This is a genomic window from Brevundimonas sp. MEB006b, from assembly GCF_030209705.1.
GTDB lineage: Bacteria > Pseudomonadota > Alphaproteobacteria > Caulobacterales > Caulobacteraceae > Brevundimonas.
In genome coordinates this window covers 576,115-593,322 of the sequence record NZ_JARVRL010000005.1, presented here as the reverse complement: position 1 = coordinate 593,322, position 17,208 = coordinate 576,115, and the positions used below count along the sequence as shown (strand labels likewise).

Annotated in this window: 15 protein-coding genes; 4 read left to right on the top strand and 11 right to left on the bottom strand. The window is 65.2% G+C overall.

The window, feature by feature from the left end; translation table 11 throughout:
- Positions 1–100: 100 nt before the first annotated feature.
- The 7 genes from QRN13_RS09350 to rhmD are packed head-to-tail and all read right to left on the bottom strand — an operon-like array spanning position 101 to position 8,924.
- Positions 101–1,552, bottom strand: coding sequence for an oligogalacturonate lyase family protein (locus QRN13_RS09350; protein ID WP_284877683.1), 1,452 nt, complete (start codon positions 1,550–1,552; stop codon positions 101–103).
- A 27-nt stretch (positions 1,553–1,579) separates the two neighbouring features.
- Complete coding sequence (locus QRN13_RS09345; RefSeq protein ID WP_284877682.1) at positions 1,580–3,862, bottom strand: hypothetical protein; 2,283 nt, start codon at positions 3,860–3,862, stop codon at positions 1,580–1,582.
- Positions 3,862–5,127, bottom strand: a complete 1,266-nt coding sequence (locus tag QRN13_RS09340; protein WP_284877681.1) for a sugar MFS transporter — start codon at positions 5,125–5,127, stop codon at positions 3,862–3,864. The genes QRN13_RS09345 and QRN13_RS09340 overlap by 1 nt, the downstream gene beginning before the upstream one ends.
- Before the next feature lie 60 nt (positions 5,128–5,187).
- Positions 5,188–6,090 carry an amidohydrolase family protein gene (locus QRN13_RS09335; protein WP_284877680.1) on the bottom strand — a complete coding sequence of 301 codons (903 nt, stop codon included), beginning with the start codon at positions 6,088–6,090 and terminating at the stop codon, positions 5,188–5,190.
- Between the two features lie 9 nt (positions 6,091–6,099).
- Positions 6,100–6,852 (bottom strand): SDR family NAD(P)-dependent oxidoreductase, encoded by a 753-nt coding sequence (locus tag QRN13_RS09330; RefSeq protein ID WP_284877679.1) that lies wholly within the window; start codon positions 6,850–6,852, stop codon positions 6,100–6,102.
- Positions 6,849–7,697: a 2,4-didehydro-3-deoxy-L-rhamnonate hydrolase gene (locus tag QRN13_RS09325; protein WP_284877678.1), complete on the bottom strand. Its 849-nt coding sequence runs from the start codon at positions 7,695–7,697 to the stop codon at positions 6,849–6,851. Before QRN13_RS09325 ends, QRN13_RS09330 begins: the two co-directional genes overlap by 4 nt.
- A 30-nt stretch (positions 7,698–7,727) precedes the next feature.
- Entirely contained in the window at positions 7,728–8,924 is a 1,197-nt protein-coding gene (gene rhmD, locus QRN13_RS09320; protein ID WP_284877677.1) for an L-rhamnonate dehydratase, read from the bottom strand.
- A 140-nt stretch (positions 8,925–9,064) separates the two neighbouring features.
- Between rhmD and QRN13_RS09315 the strand changes: the two genes are divergently transcribed.
- The 3 genes from QRN13_RS09315 to lldD are packed head-to-tail and all read left to right on the top strand — an operon-like array spanning position 9,065 to position 11,800.
- Entirely contained in the window at positions 9,065–9,871 is an 807-nt protein-coding gene (locus QRN13_RS09315) for an IclR family transcriptional regulator (protein ID WP_284877676.1), read from the top strand.
- Between the two features lie 24 nt (positions 9,872–9,895).
- Positions 9,896–10,657 carry an L-rhamnose 1-dehydrogenase Lra1 gene (gene lra1, locus QRN13_RS09310; protein WP_199059904.1) on the top strand — a complete coding sequence of 254 codons (762 nt, stop codon included), beginning with the start codon at positions 9,896–9,898 and terminating at the stop codon, positions 10,655–10,657.
- A gap of 9 nt (positions 10,658–10,666) precedes the next feature.
- Positions 10,667–11,800: an FMN-dependent L-lactate dehydrogenase LldD gene (lldD, locus tag QRN13_RS09305; RefSeq protein WP_284877675.1), complete on the top strand. Its 1,134-nt coding sequence runs from the start codon at positions 10,667–10,669 to the stop codon at positions 11,798–11,800.
- Positions 11,801–11,860: 60 nt separating this feature from the next.
- On the opposite strand, the gene QRN13_RS09300 is transcribed toward lldD, so the two are convergent.
- The 4 genes from QRN13_RS09300 to kduI form a co-directional block, all read right to left on the bottom strand.
- Positions 11,861–13,504, bottom strand: coding sequence for a pectate lyase (locus QRN13_RS09300; protein ID WP_284877674.1), 1,644 nt, complete (start codon positions 13,502–13,504; stop codon positions 11,861–11,863).
- Positions 13,505–13,663: 159 nt separating this feature from the next.
- Positions 13,664–14,707 (bottom strand): PfkB family carbohydrate kinase, encoded by a 1,044-nt coding sequence (locus tag QRN13_RS09295; RefSeq protein ID WP_284877673.1) that lies wholly within the window; start codon positions 14,705–14,707, stop codon positions 13,664–13,666.
- 21 nt (positions 14,708–14,728) lie between these two features.
- A complete protein-coding gene (kduD, locus tag QRN13_RS09290) occupies positions 14,729–15,487 on the bottom strand; it encodes a 2-dehydro-3-deoxy-D-gluconate 5-dehydrogenase KduD (RefSeq protein ID WP_066551825.1) in 759 nt (252 codons plus the stop codon).
- Positions 15,488–15,509: 22 nt separating this feature from the next.
- Entirely contained in the window at positions 15,510–16,355 is an 846-nt protein-coding gene (gene kduI / locus QRN13_RS09285; RefSeq protein ID WP_284877754.1) for a 5-dehydro-4-deoxy-D-glucuronate isomerase, read from the bottom strand.
- A 172-nt stretch (positions 16,356–16,527) separates the two neighbouring features.
- Between kduI and QRN13_RS09280 the strand changes: the two genes are divergently transcribed.
- Entirely contained in the window at positions 16,528–17,190 is a 663-nt protein-coding gene (locus QRN13_RS09280) for an RpiB/LacA/LacB family sugar-phosphate isomerase (RefSeq protein WP_284877672.1), read from the top strand.
- Positions 17,191–17,208 lie beyond the last annotated feature (18 nt).

Here is a 17,208-nt window from a genome sequence, read left to right as displayed (position 1 = left end):
CATTTTGCAACAAGGTGATGTCAGGACCGAGAGATTCCGCTGAGATGTCGATAAATCCTCGACATCTCAGGCGTTAGGGCTCGAGAAGCTAGCGATGTTCCTAAGCGCTACGATCGACTTCGACAGCATAGACGTGGTTGGCGCCGTGCATGTTCGACACGAAGACGATCCATTTTGCGTCCGGCGTGAAAGTCAGATTCGGCTCAAGCCGGTAGTCGTGGTTTGACAGATCCACGAGCCGCTCGGATCGCAGGTATTCGACGAAGATCTGGTCTTCCTTATCGCTAGACGGATCTTCATCAACGATCGGTTCGGGGCGCAGTAGGACCAGCCATTTACCGTCGGGCGCATGAGCGACCATGTCGCCGTCGCCGCCGTCGCCAGCGAATAGACTGCCGTCCGGCGAGACGTTGTAATGAACCGACCAGTCATTCTGCTCGACCCGACGATAGACCCGGCGGCCCGTCTCCAGATCGACCGAGGCAACCCAGAAGACCTGGCCGCGCGGGGTCTGCAGGTCATAGAGCACCTGTCTGCCGTCCGGGCTGAACCATTCGTGGCCGAAGATCTCGAAGTTCATCGTCCGCTGATGGGTCTTTCTCAGGCCCGTGCCATCTGCGCGGATAGCCCACATTCGATCCACGCGGTGCCAAGGCCCTTCATGGCAAAAGATGATCTGCTGGGGGTCGGTGGGGGAGAACTGCGTGTGGCCGATCCATTCGTTGGTCTTGTGGATCACGCGTCGCTCGCCCGTGGTCAGGTCGATGACGAAGATTTCCATCGGATAGCGCGCGGCCCAGCGTTGAAGCATCCGCACCCCCTTGGCGCGGGCGAAGTTCAGCGGCTTTCCGTCCGGCCCATCAGCTTCGTATTCGGCCTGATCGAAGCGGCGGTTGCGCGGGTCGGGCACGGTCGGCTGTAGCGGTTGGCTGTCATAGGCCACGAAGCCCAGGAGCAGGCTCTCATCGGCATTGACCGAATTGATCTGACCGTTCGGTATCCGGCCGATCTCGCGACGGTGCTTGGTGTCGACGTCGATGACGAACAGGGTCTTGGCGCGGTCCATCAACTGGCCTTCGCCAGGCGCGGTCACCGAATAATAGACGTTGCGCCCCTTGCGGCCCGTGAACATCAGGTCGGCGTCATGGTCGGGCACCAGAACGTCGACGGCCCAGGTCGCCAGATTGACGGTCGAGATGCCCTGAGGCGTCGAGATGACCATCAGGTCGGGCGCCCCGACCTTGTTGGGCAAGAACATGTTCTTGTAGAAATAGGGCTTTCCGCCCCCGCCATCGGGCGAGACGCGGCGGATGCGATGGCCGGTCTTCGTATCGACCCACTCCTTCGGCGCGGGGCCGTCCCAGCGCGGCCGCTCGACCGGCGTCTCTTGAGTCGAAGGCGGGGCGGTGTTGGGCGCGGGCCAGACGGGGGTCTGTCCCGGCGCTGGCGGGACGGCCGGCGTGGTCCGCGCCTGAGCGGTCGTCGTGGTGAAGGCGCCGACGGCGGGGGCGCTGAGCAGGGCCTTAAGGGCAGTGCGTCTCGAGGTCGTCATTGGGGCGGTCCTCTCGGGTTTTCTGGATTACGGCGCGGGGGTCAGGCCTTCGACACGGACGGTCCAACCTTCCTTTGGGAAGCCGGGCGCGTGGCCGCTGGACCCGTCCCAACCCGCCGCCATCAGACCGACGGCCATAAGCAGGGATCCGTTGGACGGGAAATAGGTCTCGGCTGCGCGGCGATAGCCCGGACCATCCGGATTGACCGCCATCGTCACGCCGCCGGCGCCGGCCGAGACGGGCACCAGTTCGTCGGCGTGTTCATCCAGGTGAACGCGAGGCGTCATGCCGGTGACGCCCCACTGATTGTTCTTCAGGTCGGCGAACAGCCAGTTCACCGCCTTCTCCGGTTCGCCGAGGCGAGCCGCCGTCATCGCCATCATCGGGAAGTCCCAGCCCCAGGTCTGGCGGACGTCCCAGTTCTGCTCCACCGCTTCAAACGTGTGGCGCATGGCGGCTGGATCGATCCGCGCGCCGAGAATGAAGCCATAGGCCATCAGGAAGGAGGGATGGTCGCGGTTCTTGCACTGAGCCGCCGCCGCGTGTCGGCGACAGGCTTCGGACATGGCCGTCTCCCAAAAGTCCGGCACGCTCTCGACAGGCAGATACAGGCCGTCCCTCATCGGCGGCGGCGCGATCTTGGCCAGGGCCTGATCCCAATCGGCGCGGCGGGCCTGACCCTTGCGTTCGCGCCACTGTTGGGCGGTTTCCAGGGCCCAGCGGAAATACTCGACCTCGAAGGTCGGGTTCGCCGTAGTCAGGGGATCGTAGTTCTCCTGGGCCGGGATCATCGGCGTGCCCAGGTTCAGGCGGCCGTCGTGTTCGATGGGCCAGGAGGCCAACAGGTCGGCGGTGGCCTCGACCACCTCGCCGTATCGATCCAGCACGGCCGGGTCCTTCTCGGCGCGCCAGACCAGTTCGGCCAACAGGATCGGGTGCGGCTGCTGCCACATGATGAAGGGCGAGACGAGGCTGGGGCTGTTGCGGCCCTCGGGTCCGACCATCTTGGGCCACCAGGCGCCCTTGACGTGGTGACGGGCGGCCTCGGCGCGCGCGTTGTCCAGATTGCCGATATACCAGGGCAGACTGCGCTCCAGCATGTCGGCGTGACCCCACATCGCTTGCCAGCCGGAGTGCCAGGGATGCATTTCCAGATGGAACTTGCCGTACCAGCTGTTGGAGAACAGGCCCTCTTCCTGCGGAGGCAGTTCGCCGGCGCCGTTAACGGTCGACAGGTACTGAGACAGGACCACACGCCGCTCCAGCTCGGCTGCGCGCGGGTCGGTTGACCCCGAAAAATCGACGGCGCCGCCCTGGGTCCAGAAGGCGTTCCAGTGTGCGGCGGTCGCCTGGACGCCGGCGGAATAGGCGGGTGTCTTCTCGACGGGCTCCTGCTGATCGAAACGGACCATGACGGTCAGCCGGTCGCGACCGGAGGAGACGACACGGAAGGCGCCGGCGCCGCTCTGTTCGATCTTACCGGACGCGGTGATGCCGGAATAATAGGTGGTGTCGTCCAAGGTGCGGCGAATGTGGACGTCGCCCGTGTCGGAGGCGACGATGCTCAGGCTTTGCGTATCAGAGGCCTCGAACGTCGTCGGGTCGGGATTGATGGCGGGGTTCACGCCAGGATAGCGGACTTGGACGCCCAGACCCTGGGCGGCGACCAGGGGCGAGGCGATCTCGACCATCACCATGTCCAGCGTCGGGTGGACGCGGGTCACGACCTCGACCGGCTGGCCGTCATAGGTGAAACGGCTGGTCAGGGCGCCGGACCACAGGTCCAGCGTCTGGCGCGTGTCGGCGACCTTGGCGAAGTCCAGAGGCTTGCCGTCTGCGAAGGTCAGGCCGATGCGGCTGAGCGAGAATCGATGCGGATTGGCCCGCAGCCAGGTGTAGGCTGGTTGGGTTTCCGCCACGTCCCAGGACTTCATCCAGGCGTAGGGCTGCTCGCCCCGACCCGGCACGGGCACGTCGATCAGGCCATCCTGTTCGGTATAGCCGTTCGGATTGGGAAAGCTGTGCCAGGCCCACTGGGCCATGGTCAGCAGGGGCGACAGTTCCGAATATTGCTCCGGGAAGGTCTGGAGCCCGGTGATGTCGGCGGTGAAGCCCAGGTCGCCGTTACCCAGCATGATCGGGGCATGTCGGTCGATGGCGGTCAGGCTGACGTTGTGGCGCGTGACCAGGGCGTGCCGGTCTATCGGCGCGGCGGGCGCGACGGCGGCGGTAGGCGTCACCGTCTGGGCGCAGGCGGCCGTGGGGCCGGCTAGCAGGGTGAAGGCGAGGAGGGCGGTGCGCAGGCGCATCAGGCGGCGTCCTTCTTCAGTCCAAGGCCAGCGCCCCGCCAGCCGTACCAGGCGACGACGGCGAAGCAGACGGCGGGTAGGAGGAAGGCGACGTTGGCGCCGTACAGGTCGGCGATCTTGCCCATGGGCCAGGGCAGCAGCACGCCGCCGCCGATGGCCATGACCATCAGGGACGAGGCCTTCTTGGTCCCCGCGCCCAGGCCGATGGTGCCCAGGGCGAAGATGGTGGCGAACATGGTCGACATGAAGAAGAAGACGGCCAGCAGGGCGATGGGCGAGACCTTGTCGATGCCGGCGGCGACGACCAGGGTCAGGACCACATTGATCACGCCATAAGCCGTCAGCAAGGCGCGGGGGCGGACCTTCAGCAGCAGAGCGGTGGCGAAGAAGCGTCCGACCAGATAGCCGATGGCCGCCAGCGACAGCATGAAGGCGCCTTGCTGCGAGGTCAGGCCCTGCCAGTTGTGGGTCACCAGATTGATGAAATAGGCGCCGATGCCGACTTGGGCACCGATGTAGAGGGCCTGGGTGATCACGCCGGCGATGAAGTGCGGCTGTTGCGACAGGGGCAGGGCGGGGGCGTCGCCCTCCACCGCGCCGCCGTGGTCCGAAAGGCCGGTTTCCGGCAGGCGCGCGCGCCAGACGGCGAGGGCGAACAGGACCACGCCGACGGCGATCAGCCCGTAGACGATCTGGATCGAGCGGGTCGCGCCGCCCAGGGCCTCGGTCGTGGTCGGGCTGAAGAAGACCGCGCCGCCGATCAGCGGGCCGAAGAAGACGCCCAGAGCGTTGAACGACTGGGCCAGGTTCAGCCGCTGGGAGGCTTTGGCCGGATCGCCCAGGACGTTGACGTAGGTGTCGGCGCTGGTCTCCAGGATGCACAGGCCGGCGGCGAGGACGAACATCGAGCCGACGAAGGGCAGGAAGGCGCCTGCGCCAGCCGCCGGGATGAACAAGAGGGCGCCGACGGCTGTGACCGCCAGACCCGACACGATCCCGAACTTGTAGCCCCGCGCATGCAGAAGCATGCCTGCCGGAATCGACAGCAGCAGATAGGCCCCGAAATAGGCGATCTGCAGCCAGGCGCTGTCAGCCTGGCTGATGCTCAGCGTCTCCTGGAAATGCTTGTTCAGCACGTCCAACAGGCCGTAGGCCAGGCCCCAGATCAGGAAGCAAGCTATGGCGAAGGCCAGCGGGCCGTTCAGCGACCCGGCGGGCTTGGCCAAGCCCCCGGGGGTGTGGGCAGCGTCGGTCTCGATGACCATTGGGATACTCTCCTGGTGTTCCTCGGGCCTCGCCGTCTTGATGCGGCTTCGGCGGGTGGGTCAGATACGGTAGATCGCCTCGGCGTTGGCGGCGAACAGGCGGTCACGTTCGTCGACCGAGAAGTCGGCCGTGATCGCATCGAAGGCGGAATAGAAGGCGTCGAAGGTTCCGTGCACGCTTTCGACAGGGAAGTCCGAGGCTAACATGGCGCGCTCGGTCCCGAAGGCCTCGATGCACTCCACAACGATGGGACGGATGCTGTCGGGCGTCCAGGCGCGGTCGGTGATGCCCAAGCCTGAGATCTTGATCGAGATCTGCGGCTGGGCGGCCAGCAGGCGCAGACCTTTGCGCCAGCGCTCCATCCCTGCGGTGTCCCGGTCGGTCGGTAGGCCGGCGTGGTTGACGATGATCGGAATGTCGGGGTGGCGGGCGGCGATGATGGCAGCGGTCGCCATCTGAGATGGATAGATCTGGAGGTCGAACGAGAGGCCGTGGCGTGCCAGCTTGGCGAAGCCCTCGACCCATTTCGGATCACGCAACAGATCGCGGTCGGTATAGGTCTTCAACGGATCTTCGTGCCAGCAGACGATCTGGCGCACGCCGCGTACGTTCGGCCGGGCGGCGTGGGCCTCCAGCAGGGCGTTCAAGTCAGGATCCAGCATATCGACGCCGGCGACGATGGCGTGCGGATAACCGGTGTCATCAGCGATGGACTGAAGCCAGTCGGTCTCGGCGAGCTGCTGGCCCATCGGCCGGCCCGCCTCGACGTGGACGATCTTGTCCACGCGCCAGCTGGCCGCATCGGCTAGATAGTCGTCCAGCAGATAGTTTGCGTTAGCGATGGGCGACATGTCTCCCGCCGGATTGTTTGGCAAGGGATCGTCCTGAAGCCAGCCATAGCGCGCACGCGACAGGTCCCACAGGTGGACGTGCCCGTCGACAATGCGAAGATCCGAAGCCACGCGCGTGTCCTAATAGGTCGTTCTGCCGCCCGACGTGTCGAACGTCGAGGCGGTGGTGAAGCTGCATTCCTCGGAGGCCATGAAGCAAACCATGGCGGCGCTTTCGCCGACCTCGCCGAGGCGTCCCATGGGGATCTTGGAGCGCATGTAGTCGACCTGGCTCTGGGGCAGCTGGTCCAGGATGGGGCTTTCGAAGGTGGCGGGGGTCAGGCTGTTGGCGATGACGCCCCTGCCGGCCAGTTCCTTACCCAGCGATTTGGTGAAGCCGATCACACCGGCCTTGGAGGCGGAATAGGCTGAGGCATTGGGGTTGCCTTCCTTGCCCGCAACCGAGGCCACATTGACGATCCGGCCGTAACCGTTGGCCAGCATGAAGGGCACGATGGCGCGCGAGCAGTAGAAGACGCCGTTCAGATTGATGTCGACGACCCTCTTCCAACTGTCGATCGGAAACTCATGCACCGGCACGGTGGCGCCGGTGATGCCGGCCGAGGCGACCAGGATGTCGATGCGGCCGTCCAGCGCCTGGGCCGAGTCCTGGGCCGCTGCGGCGACGGCCTCGGGGTCGGCGACATCCAGGGCGATCACATGGGCGGCCCCGACCTCGGTGGCGGCGGCCGTCAGCGCCTCGGCGTTGAGGTCCCACAGCACGACCTTGCCGCCCTCGGCGACGATGCGGGCGGCTGCGGCCTTGCCCAGGCCCGACGCGCCGCCGGTGACGATGGCGGTGCGGCCCGAAAAACGGCCTTGATAGGCGCTCATCGCGTCCACTCCACGAAGGTCTGGCCTTGTTCACCGAGCTTCTGGATGCCCAGGCGCACCGTGTCGCCCGCCTTCAGATATAGCGGCGGCTTCTGGCCCAGACCCACGCCGGGCGGGGTGCCGGTGGTGATCAGATCGCCCGGCTTCAGCGTCATGAACTCCGACAGATAGGACACGATCTCGGCGACGCCGAAAATCATCGTCCGGGTGTTGCCGGTTTGCATGCGCTTGCCGTTCAGGTCCAGCCACATGTCCAGGTCCTGAACGTCGCCGACCTCGTCGGTCGTCACCAGCCAGGGGCCGACGGGGCCGAAGGTGTCGCAACCCTTGCCCTTGTCCCAGGTGCCGCCGCGCTCGGTCTGATAGGCGCGCTCGGACACGTCGTTGATCAGGACATAGCCGGCCACGTGATCCAAAGCCTCGGCCTTGGTGACGTAGGAGGCGGGCTTGCCGATGACGATGCCCAGCTCGACCTCCCAGTCGGTCTTTTCCGAGCCGCGCGGGATGACCACGTCGTCGTTCGGCCCGTTCAGACAGGTAATGGCTTTGGTGAACAGCACCGGCTCTTCGGGGATCGGCAAATTGGATTCGGCTGCGTGGTCGGCGAAGTTCAGGCCGATGGCCAGGAATTTGCGCACGCCATTGATCGGCACGCCATAGCGAGGCTGGCCCTCGACCACGGGCAGGGTGGTCGGATCGATGGCCTTCAGCGCCTCAAGTGCGGGGCCATACAGTTGGTCCGGTGTGATGTCGGCGATGTATCCCGACAGGTCGCGAATGCGCCCCTCGGCGTCCAGCGTGCCCGGCTTTTCTTGGCCCTTGGGGCCGTAACGCAGCAGTTTCATAGTGGCGGAGGAGCTTTCGTCTTGGCGAAGTTAGGGGCGCGCGTAGGGGCGATGCAGGGCGATGTCGCGGTTCAGTTCGACGCCGAAGCCGGGCGTATCGGGAACCTTCAGGCGGCCGTTTACGGGGACGGGTTCGCCGATCAGTTGCGGATGGAACATCGGCACGACTTCGTCGGCGCCGGGGGCCATCATCAGGAACTCGGCGAACGGGCTGTTATGGCGCGTCACCACGAAGTGGTAGGAATAGACCGACGAGCCATGAGGGATCATCAGCACGCCCTTGGCGTCAGCCAGGGCGGAGATCTTCTGCAGTTCGGTGACGCCGCCGCACCAGCCCACGTCCGGCTGGATGATGTCGCAGCATTCCATCTCCAAGAGCATGCGGAAGCCCCAGCGGGTGGCCTCATGCTCGCCGGTCGTGACCAGCATCCCCTTGGGAGCGTTCTTCTTCAGCGCCTGATAGCCCCAGTAGTCGTCGGGGCTGAGCGCCTCCTCGATCCACTTCAGACCCAGCTTGTGGGCCTCCTGAGCCAGCCGCGTGGCGTAGTTCAGGTCCAGCGCCATCCAGCAGTCGAACATCAGCCAAAAATCGTCGCCGCAGGCGTTCCGCATGGCTGCGAGTTCAGCGATGTTCTTGTGCAGGCCTTCCTCGCCCTCGGCTGGGCCGTGGTGCAGGGGCATCTTGCCGCCGATGAAGCCCAGTTCCTTGGCTTTGTCGGGCCGCGTACCGGTGGCGTAGAAGGTCAGTTCGTCGCGCACCGCCCCGCCCAGCATGGCGAAAACCGGCTCCTGACGCAGACGGCCCAGCAGGTCCCACAGCGCCAGATCCACGCCGGAGATGGCGTTCACCACCAGACCTTTTCGGCCGTAATACTGGGTCGAGAAATACATCTGGTCCCAGATCTTCTCGACCTCGGACGGATCGCGGCCCTCCAGGAAGCGGGCCAGGTGTTTCTCGACGATATAGGCGGCGGGTTCGCCGCCGGTGGTCACCGCAAAACCGACCACGCCGTTTTCGGCCTCGATCTCCACCACCAGCGTGCCCAGCACATTGATGCCGAAGCTGCGGCGGCTCTGGCGGTACTCCGGGTATCTCGCCATGGGGGTGGCGATGTGGTCGTCGATCCAGTGACCGTCGCCCTGATCGTGATAGTCGGCGCCGCCTCCCGTGCCGTCGTTTTTCACGACGAAGGCGCGAACGTGTTTGATGCGGGGCAGGCGGCTCATCGCGTCATCACCAGTGATTGGTGATTTGCTCCCATAATGCGGGATTTCACTGGCGTTCCTCCGTGCATAACGTCAAAGTCAGGCCGGTGTGGCGGAGCGACTTGCGCGTATTGCTACATTCTGAGAATGAGGATTACGAAATGGGACGATCGTCGTCAATCAAGACCGTGCAGGTCGATGGGGAAGAAGAGCCGGGGGCCAAGGCGTCCGGCAGCCAGACCCTGCTGCGTGGTCTGGACGTCATCGACGCCCTCATCGAGGGTTCTCTGCCCTTGGCGGAACTGTCCGAAAAGCTGGATCTGACCCGCAGCACCACTCACCGTCTGGCCTCGGCCCTAGTCGAGCGTCGCCTGCTGTCGTTCCGCCCGCGCGAAGGCTATTCCCTCGGCCCCAAACTGCTGGAGCTGGGCCATGCCGCCAGCCAGCAGATGCATTTGCCGCGCGTGGCCCGGCCCTGGTTGGAACAACTGTCGGCTCAGACCGACGATACGGTCCACTTGGGGGTGCTGGACGGCCGTCATGCGCTTTATCTGGACAAGGTGGCGGGGCGCAGGCGGATCAACATCGGCTCGCGCCTGGGCGAACGTCATCCGATCGCCTCGACTGGCCTGGGCAAGGCGCTGATCCTGGACAAGACCGAGGCGGACTGGATCGACTTCTACGCCGAGCCGGGCGCGACCTATGACTCATCCGCCCGTGCCGTCTGGCTGGAGCGGATGCATGGCTACGCCCAGAAGGGCTACGCCTTCGACCTGGAAGAGAACGAAGACCAGATCCGTTGCGTCGCCGCGCCGATCCGTTCGGTGAACGGCCAGATCGTCGCCGCCCTCAGCGTGTCCTCGGCCGCGCAATATATGTCCGACGCGCGGATGACCGAACTGACCAAGACCGTGACCGAGGCCGCCGACGCGATCAGCGCCGACCTAGGCTGGTCGCCCAAACCCTGAAACCGAACCATCGCCGGAGCCCACATGCTGCTTGAGAACAAGGTCGTCCTGATCACGGGCGCATCGCGGGGCATCGGGCGGGCGACGGCGATCGAGGCCGCGCGCCAGGGCGCCGACGTCGCCCTCAACACCTTCCGGGACGATGGGGCCGCCGCCGAGGTGGTCGCCGAGATCGAGACCCTGGGCCGCCGGGCCATCACCGTCGACGGCGACGTGGCCCAGCCCGCGAGCGCCGCAGCCTTCGTCGCCGCCGCGGTTCAGGCGCTGGGCCGGGTGGACGTCTTCGTCTCCAACGCCGGCATCTGTCCGTTCCACGCCTTCCTCGACATGCCGGTCGAGACACTGCGCCGCACGATGGAGGTCAATCTGCACGGCGCCTATTACATGGTGCAGGCGGCGGCCAATCAGATGGTCCGCCAGGGAGACGGCGGTTCCATCGTGGCCATCAGCTCGATCTCGGCCCTGGTCGGCGGCGAGATGCAGACCCACTACACCCCGACCAAGGCGGGGGTGCACAGCCTGATGCAGTCCTGCGCCGTCGCCCTGGGCCGTCACGGCATCCGCTGCAATTCGGTCCTGCCCGGCACCATCGCCACTGACATCAACAAGGACGACCTCGCCGATCCGAACAAGCGTCAATACATGGAGGGCCGCATCCCGCTGGGTCGTCTGGGCCGGCCAGAGGACATCGCCTCGGTCGTCGCCTTCCTGGCCTCGGACATGGCGAGCTACATGTCCGGCGCGGCCCTGCTGGTCGACGGCGGCGCCTTCGCCAACTTCCAGTAGGACGGCGGCGTGATCATTTCGTCGCCCGGCGACTATCGCGAGGCGGCGCGGCGCAAGCTGCCGCCCTTCCTGTTCCACTATATCGACGGCGGCGCCTACGCCGAACAGACCCTGCGGCGCAACGTCGAGGATTGGCAGGCCATCGCCCTGCGCCAGCGCGTGCTGCAGGACATGACCAGCCTCAGTCTTGATACCAAGCTGTTCGACGAAACCCTGCGCCTGCCCATCATCCTGGCGCCCGTCGGCCTGACCGGCATGTACGCCCGGCGCGGCGAGGTGCAGGCGGCCAAGGCGGCGGCCTCGCGCGGCGTGCCCTTCACTCTGTCCACCGTCTCGGTCTGCCCGATCGAGGAGGTGGCGCCCGCCATCGCCCGGCCCATGTGGTTCCAGCTCTATGTGCTGCGCGACCGGGGCTTCATGAAGAATGCGTTGGAGCGGGCTAGGACGGCGGGAGTGAAGACGCTGGTTTTCACGGTCGACATGCCTACCCCCGGGGCCCGCTACCGGGACGCCCATTCGGGCATGAGCGGGCCCAATGCCGAAATCCGCCGCATGGTCCAGGCGATGACCCATCCGGCCTGGGCCTGGGACGTCGGGGTGCGCGGCACGCCGCACGATCTGGGCAATGTCTCGGCCTATCTGGGCAAGCCGACGGGTCTCGCCGACTATATCGGCTGGCTGGCCAACAACTTCGATCCGTCGATTTCGTGGAAGGATCTGCAATGGATCCGCGATTTCTGGGACGGGCCGATGATCATCAAGGGCATCCTGGATCCGCAGGACGCGCGCGACGCCGTCAGCTTCGGTGCAAACGGCATCGTGGTGTCGAATCACGGCGGGCGTCAGTTGGATGGTGTGCTGTCGTCGGCCCGGGCCCTGCCAGCCATCGCCGAAGCGGTGCAGGGCGAGCTGAAGATTCTGGTGGATTCCGGCATCCGCAACGGTCTGGACGTGGTTCGCGCCATCGCCCTGGGCGCCGACGCGGTCCTGCTGGGCCGGGCCTTCATCTATGCCTTGGCGGCGAACGGTCAGGCGGGCGTCGAAAATCTGCTGGACCTGTTCGAAAAGGAAATGCGCGTCGCTATGACCCTGACCGGCGCCAAGTCGGTCGCCGGCATGACCCGCGAGATGCTGGCGATTTGACACAGGATCAGTGCTTTATCCCCGCCACGAAAGCGGGGATAAAGCACATCTTCGAAAGTCCTAAGCCCCCAACGACTCGATCAGGTCGCCCATGTTGCGGATGAAGACTGAGGTGGAGACGCCCTCGACCGGGAAGTCAGTATTGTACGGCGAGGTATCCCACAGGTCGCCGACGCGGGTCATCTGATATTCACCGCCGGTGATGGCGGTGGGGGAGGGGCCCTTGTACGGGTTCGACGTCGTTGTCAGCGGCGTGGGCCAATAGCCGCGCGCATTCAGCCCGGCCATGACTTCGGCCGCGCGACCGGCGTGAGGCGCGGTCGGGCGACGAGCGTCGCTGGACATGTCCCACACGTCCACATCCTGAAGCGTGAAGTACTTGGGCAGGTTCAGCGAGCCGGGGCGAGCCTTCAGCGGCGAACCGCGCGTGGCGTCATCGACCGGCATGGCCGACAGACGCGCGTATTCGGCGCGCAGGGCCGGGGTGTCCACATTGCGGAACGAGCCATAGTGGACGATCAGATTGGTGGGGTTGTCGTCGGCGTAGTACTGGCCGTTGGCGATGTTGGACCCGCGCCGGTGGATGTAGATCGGGGTGTTGGCGCCTTCCAGGATGAAGGTCGGGTGCGTGCGGCCCGGCGTGTTCAGCGGCGGCTTGGCCGCGACCTGATCCAGCCAGTCCATCGCCTCGGGCAGGCGGGCCAGATATTTCCGGTCCCCGGTCAGGCGATAGAAGCCCATCATCGACTTGATGTTGGTGCCGGTCGTGTGGGTGACAAAGGCTTGCGGCTCGATCGTCCGGGCGCCCGCCGGCTTCAGCGTGTCGGGGAAATGTTGCAGGCCCCAGGCCGGTTGCGGCTGCGGCTGCTGGGTCTTTACGAAGATGTCCATGCCGCGATTGATGGCGTCCAGAATCCTCGCATCGCCCCGACCGTTCCGCGCCAGGCCGTGATAGGCGTAAATCAGGAACTCCAGGTTCTCGCCGGCCACGTCGTCGTTGAAGGTGATGTAGGGCGTATAGTCCGCATGGCCGTGCAGGCCGCCGTTCTCGACGAACGGATAGCGCTGGGGCCAGCCGCCGTTCGGATACTGGCTTTCCAGTACGAAGCTGATCGCCTTGTGGAGGGGTGCCAGATATTTGCGGTCCTTCTTCTCCAGATAGACGCGCAGCAACAGTTGCGAAGCCTCGGACGTGCCCGCGTCGTCGAAGGTGGCGTTGCCGTAATAGTGGTGGAATTCCTCCAGACGCCAGGCGTTGGCGGCGACCGTGCCATACCACTGCTTCAGCGACTCCTCGCCGGCGGTGTCGATGACATAGTTCCATCCGCCCAGCGGGTGCTGGCCCTTGACCAGGGCGTCGGCGGCCTTCTTGGCGGCCTCGTAGTAATATTCGTCGCCGGTCGCGTGATAGGCGTCCAGGAACAGATGGCCCACGGTCGCGGTGCCCGGCGGCTGGACCCAGATCATGGTCGGGTTGGCCTCAAGCTCGCCCCAACGGCGTGAGAAGTCAGGCAGATATTGCCAAACGTATCCGCCTTCGACGGCGGCCTTTTCGCTCATGAACCGAGCGGCGCGCTTCATGGTGTCCAGAATGGCGGCGCGCTCTGGCGACGCCTGGGCCAGTACGGGCCCTGAAGCGGCGACGAAGGTGGCGGCGGCGCCGGCGGCCAGTAAGGCGCGGCGGTTCATGGACGTGACGGGCATGGAAACTCCTGATGTGACCTCTCTCGCACGGTTTCTTCTGACCGTTTCGAACCATCACTGAAGCATGATTGACACCGGTTTCCTAGCCCCGTGGCGGGATTGAAAAAGGCCGCATGGACTTCTCCATGCGGCCTCCACCCAATCTCAATTTTCGCAGCCTCAGCGGCGGATATCGAACCCGCCGTCGCCCATGGCTGCGCGCACCTCGTCGGCGGTGAAAAGGTTGAAGTCGCCCGGCAAGGAATGTTTCAAGCCGGCGGCGGCGAGGCCGAAGTCGAGGGTCTCCTGATCCGACCAGCCGTTCCACAGGCCAAACAGCACACCGGAGGCGAAGGCGTCGCCGCCGCCGACCCGGTCCACGACGCCGGCCATGTGAATGGCCTCGGCTCTGGTTTCGATCACGTCGCCGCCATTGCGGGTCAGCATGACAGCCGACAAGGCTTGGTCGGCGACGCTATCCTGAACGCGCAGGGTGCAGGCGATGCGTTGCAGGCGAGGGAAGGCGGCGAAGGCGGCCTTGGCGGCTTCACGACGCCGCACAGCCGGATCGGGGCTGTCGAACGTCGTCTTCAGCACCAGGGCGAAGTCGCGGTCGTCGGCGAAGGCGACCGTGGCGCCTGCCAACATTCTGCCCAGCGTGGCTGGGGGATCGCCATCCCATTGTTCCCACAACTTGCCACGGAAGTTGCCGTCGTAGCTGACCTTGACGCCTTTGCGGACGGCGGCCTCGATGATGGCGACGGCAGCGGCCGAGCCGTTCGGGCCCGTCGCCGGCGTCACGCCCGAGGCGTGCAACCATTCGACGCCGTCCAGCATTTGGTCCCAGTCGAAGGCCGTATCGACATGTTCGACGAAGGCCGATCCGGCGCGGTCGTAGAGGACTTCCGACGGACGACGCACAGCGCCGGGCGTCAGGAAATACAGACCCATACGGCCGGGTTTGAAGACGACCTGAGAGGTGTCGACTCCGTGCTTGCGCACCTCGTCACGCACGCCGCGACCCAGCGCATTGTCGGCCAGGACCGTCGCCATGCCGGTCGGCGCGCCGAAGCGGGCCAGCGACACGGCGACATTGGCCTCGGCGCCGGCGGGACGCACGGTCAGGGCAGGCGACTGCATCAGCAGTTCGTTGGCGTTGGGCGAAAACCGCAGCAGCATCTCGCCGAAGCAGAGGATGCGCCGGGAAGATGCAGCCTGGGTCATGATCGCAACGCTAGCTCCGGATCAGCGCGCCTGCCAGCCGCCGTCGACCGGCAGGATGGCGCCCTGGACGTAGTCGGAGGCCCGGCTGGCCAGGAAGACGGCCGCGCCGCCCAGGTCCGACGGCTCGCCCCAGCGCCCGGCCGGGATACGGCCCAGGATCTCGGCCGAACGGACCGGGTCCTCGCGCAGAGCCTGGGTGTTGGCGGTGGCGAAATAGCCTGGGGCGATGGCGTTGGCGGTGATGCGGTGCGGCGCCCATTCGTTGGCCATCAGCTTGGTCAGGCCGGCGACGCCCGATTTGGACGCGGTGTAGGACGGCACGCGGATCCCGCCTTGGAAGGAGAGCATGGAGGCGATGTTGATGATCTTGCCGCCGTCGCCCTGTTTGATGAACAGGCGGGCGACCGCCTGGCTCATGAAGAAGACGGTCTTCAGATTGATGTTCATCACTAGGTCCCAGTCGGCCTCGGTGAAGTCGACGGCGTCGGCGCGGCGAATCAGGCCGGCGTTGTTCACTAGGATGTCGATGCGGCCCATGGCGGCCAAAGCTTCCTGAACCACGCGCTCGACCGGCTCGATCGAGGTCAGGTCGGCGCTGATGGCGTGGGCGCGACGGCCCATGGCCTGAACCTTGGCGACCGTGTCGTCAGAATCCGACAGGGCGACCGAGACGATGTCGGCGCCGGCTTCGGCCAAAGCGAGGGCGATGCCTTGGCCCAGGCCCACATTGCCGCCGGTGACCAGGGCGACCTTGCCGGTCAGGTCGAACGGATTGCTCATGTTTTTCTTCCTCTTGTCCTGATTACTTCAACTGGCAGATGTCGAGCTTGTACATGTCGGTGTAGTCGAGGTTCTCGCCGCCCATGCCCCAGATGAAGGTGTAGTTCGAGGTGCCTGCGCCAGTATGGATCGACCACGGCGGGCAGATCACCGCCTCGCCGTCGGCGATGACGATGTGGCGTGACTTGTCTGGTTCGCCCATGAAGTGAAAGACGCGGTCGTCTTCGCCTAGGCCGAAATAGAGGTAGGCTTCCGAACGGCGGTCGTGAATGTGCGGCGGCATAGTGTTCCACACCGAGCCCGACTTGAGCACCGTCACGCCCAACAGCAACTGGCAGGACCTCACCTTGGCGGGAACGATGTACTGATAGATGGTCCGTTCGTTGGAGGTCTCCAGCGACCCCATTTCCAGCGGCACAGCCTCCTCGATCGAGATCTTTGTCAGGTCGTAGCGGGCGTGGGCGGGCGTGGCGACCAGATAGAATTTCGCCGGCTCGGCGGGGTTATTCGAGGCGAAGCTGACGTCGCTCGATCCCATCGGCACGTACAGGCCGTCACGGAAGCCTAGTTCGATAGTCTCGCCATCCACCGTGATCGAACCGGCGCCGCCGATATTGACCACGCCCAGTTCACGGGCCTGCAGAAACGGCGCGCCGGCCAAGGAGGGTGGCTCCGACTGGGTGGGCAGGCTCAGGGCGGTCTCGGCCGGTGTCGCGCCGCCGATGATCATGCGCTCGTGGTGGGAATAAATCAGGCTGATTCTGCCCGGAACGAACAGGTTCTCGATCAGATAGCGATCGCGCAGCTGTTGGTTTGAGGCGCCGTCCATCATGTCGGGATGAGTGGCCTGATAGACTTTGTCGTACATGGGGTCGTACATGCCGGTCTCCCTGGGAACTCGCAGCGCGAGCCACCGAGACGGATCTTGCGCCCGTCCTTCTGTGGACTAGGTAACCGGTGTCATATAATGATGCAATCGATTAGACCAACGCCGTCCACATATGTCGGCATCGCATCGCCACCGTCTTGAGGATTCCCCCATGAAGATCGCTCTCGTCATCGAAAACAGCCAGGCCGCCAAAAGCGAGACGGTGCATGCCGCACTGACCGCCGTCGCCGAACCGCTGGGCCATGAAGTCTTCCACTATGGAATGTATGCAGCCGAAGATAAGGCCTCGCTGACCTATGTGATGAACGGCGTGCTGACCGGCATCCTGTTGAACTCCGGCGCGGCCGATTTCGTCGTCACCGGCTGCGGAACCGGCATGGGCTCCATGCTGGCGTGCAACAGCATGCCCGGCGTCTTCTGCGGTCTGGTGATCGACCCGACCGACGCCTTCCTGTTCGGCCAGATCAACGACGGCAACGCCATCTCGATGCCTTATGCCAAGGGCTTCGGCTGGGCTGCAGAACTGAATTTGCAGGACGTGTATCGCAAGCTGTTCGAAGGCGAGCGCGGCCTGGGCTACCCCAAGGAGCGCGCCGAAATCATGCGCAAGAATCGCGGCGTGCTCAGCGACCTGAAAGCCGTGACCTGCCACGATATGCTGACGGTTCTGAAGACGATGGATCAGGACCTGCTGAAGGCCGCCATCGCCGGCGAGAAGTTCCAGGACTACTTCTTCGCCAATGCCACCGACGAAGGCATTCGCGACTATCTGAAGGGCGTTCTCGCCGCCAAGCCTGCGCTCGAAACGGCCTGAGGCAGAGAGGTCGGCGCG

Coding starts and splice junctions, on each gene's coding strand:
- QRN13_RS09300 (WP_284877674.1), bottom strand. CDS start 13,504: ATGCCCGTCACGTCCATGAACCGCCGCGCCTTACTGGCCGCCGGCGCC.
- QRN13_RS09345 (WP_284877682.1), bottom strand. CDS start 3,862: ATGCGCCTGCGCACCGCCCTCCTCGCCTTCACCCTGCTAGCCGGCCCC.
- QRN13_RS09340 (WP_284877681.1), bottom strand. CDS start 5,127: ATGGTCATCGAGACCGACGCTGCCCACACCCCCGGGGGCTTGGCCAAG.
- QRN13_RS09295 (WP_284877673.1), bottom strand. CDS start 14,707: ATGACCCAGGCTGCATCTTCCCGGCGCATCCTCTGCTTCGGCGAGATG.
- QRN13_RS09350 (WP_284877683.1), bottom strand. CDS start 1,552: ATGACGACCTCGAGACGCACTGCCCTTAAGGCCCTGCTCAGCGCCCCC.
- kduD (WP_066551825.1), bottom strand. CDS start 15,487: ATGAGCAATCCGTTCGACCTGACCGGCAAGGTCGCCCTGGTCACCGGC.
- lra1 (WP_199059904.1), top strand. CDS start 9,896: ATGCTGCTTGAGAACAAGGTCGTCCTGATCACGGGCGCATCGCGGGGC.
- rhmD (WP_284877677.1), bottom strand. CDS start 8,924: ATGAGCCGCCTGCCCCGCATCAAACACGTTCGCGCCTTCGTCGTGAAA.
- kduI (WP_284877754.1), bottom strand. CDS start 16,355: ATGTACGACAAAGTCTATCAGGCCACTCATCCCGACATGATGGACGGC.
- QRN13_RS09325 (WP_284877678.1), bottom strand. CDS start 7,697: ATGAAACTGCTGCGTTACGGCCCCAAGGGCCAAGAAAAGCCGGGCACG.
- QRN13_RS09330 (WP_284877679.1), bottom strand. CDS start 6,852: ATGAGCGCCTATCAAGGCCGTTTTTCGGGCCGCACCGCCATCGTCACC.
- QRN13_RS09280 (WP_284877672.1), top strand. CDS start 16,528: ATGAAGATCGCTCTCGTCATCGAAAACAGCCAGGCCGCCAAAAGCGAG.
- QRN13_RS09315 (WP_284877676.1), top strand. CDS start 9,065: ATGGGACGATCGTCGTCAATCAAGACCGTGCAGGTCGATGGGGAAGAA.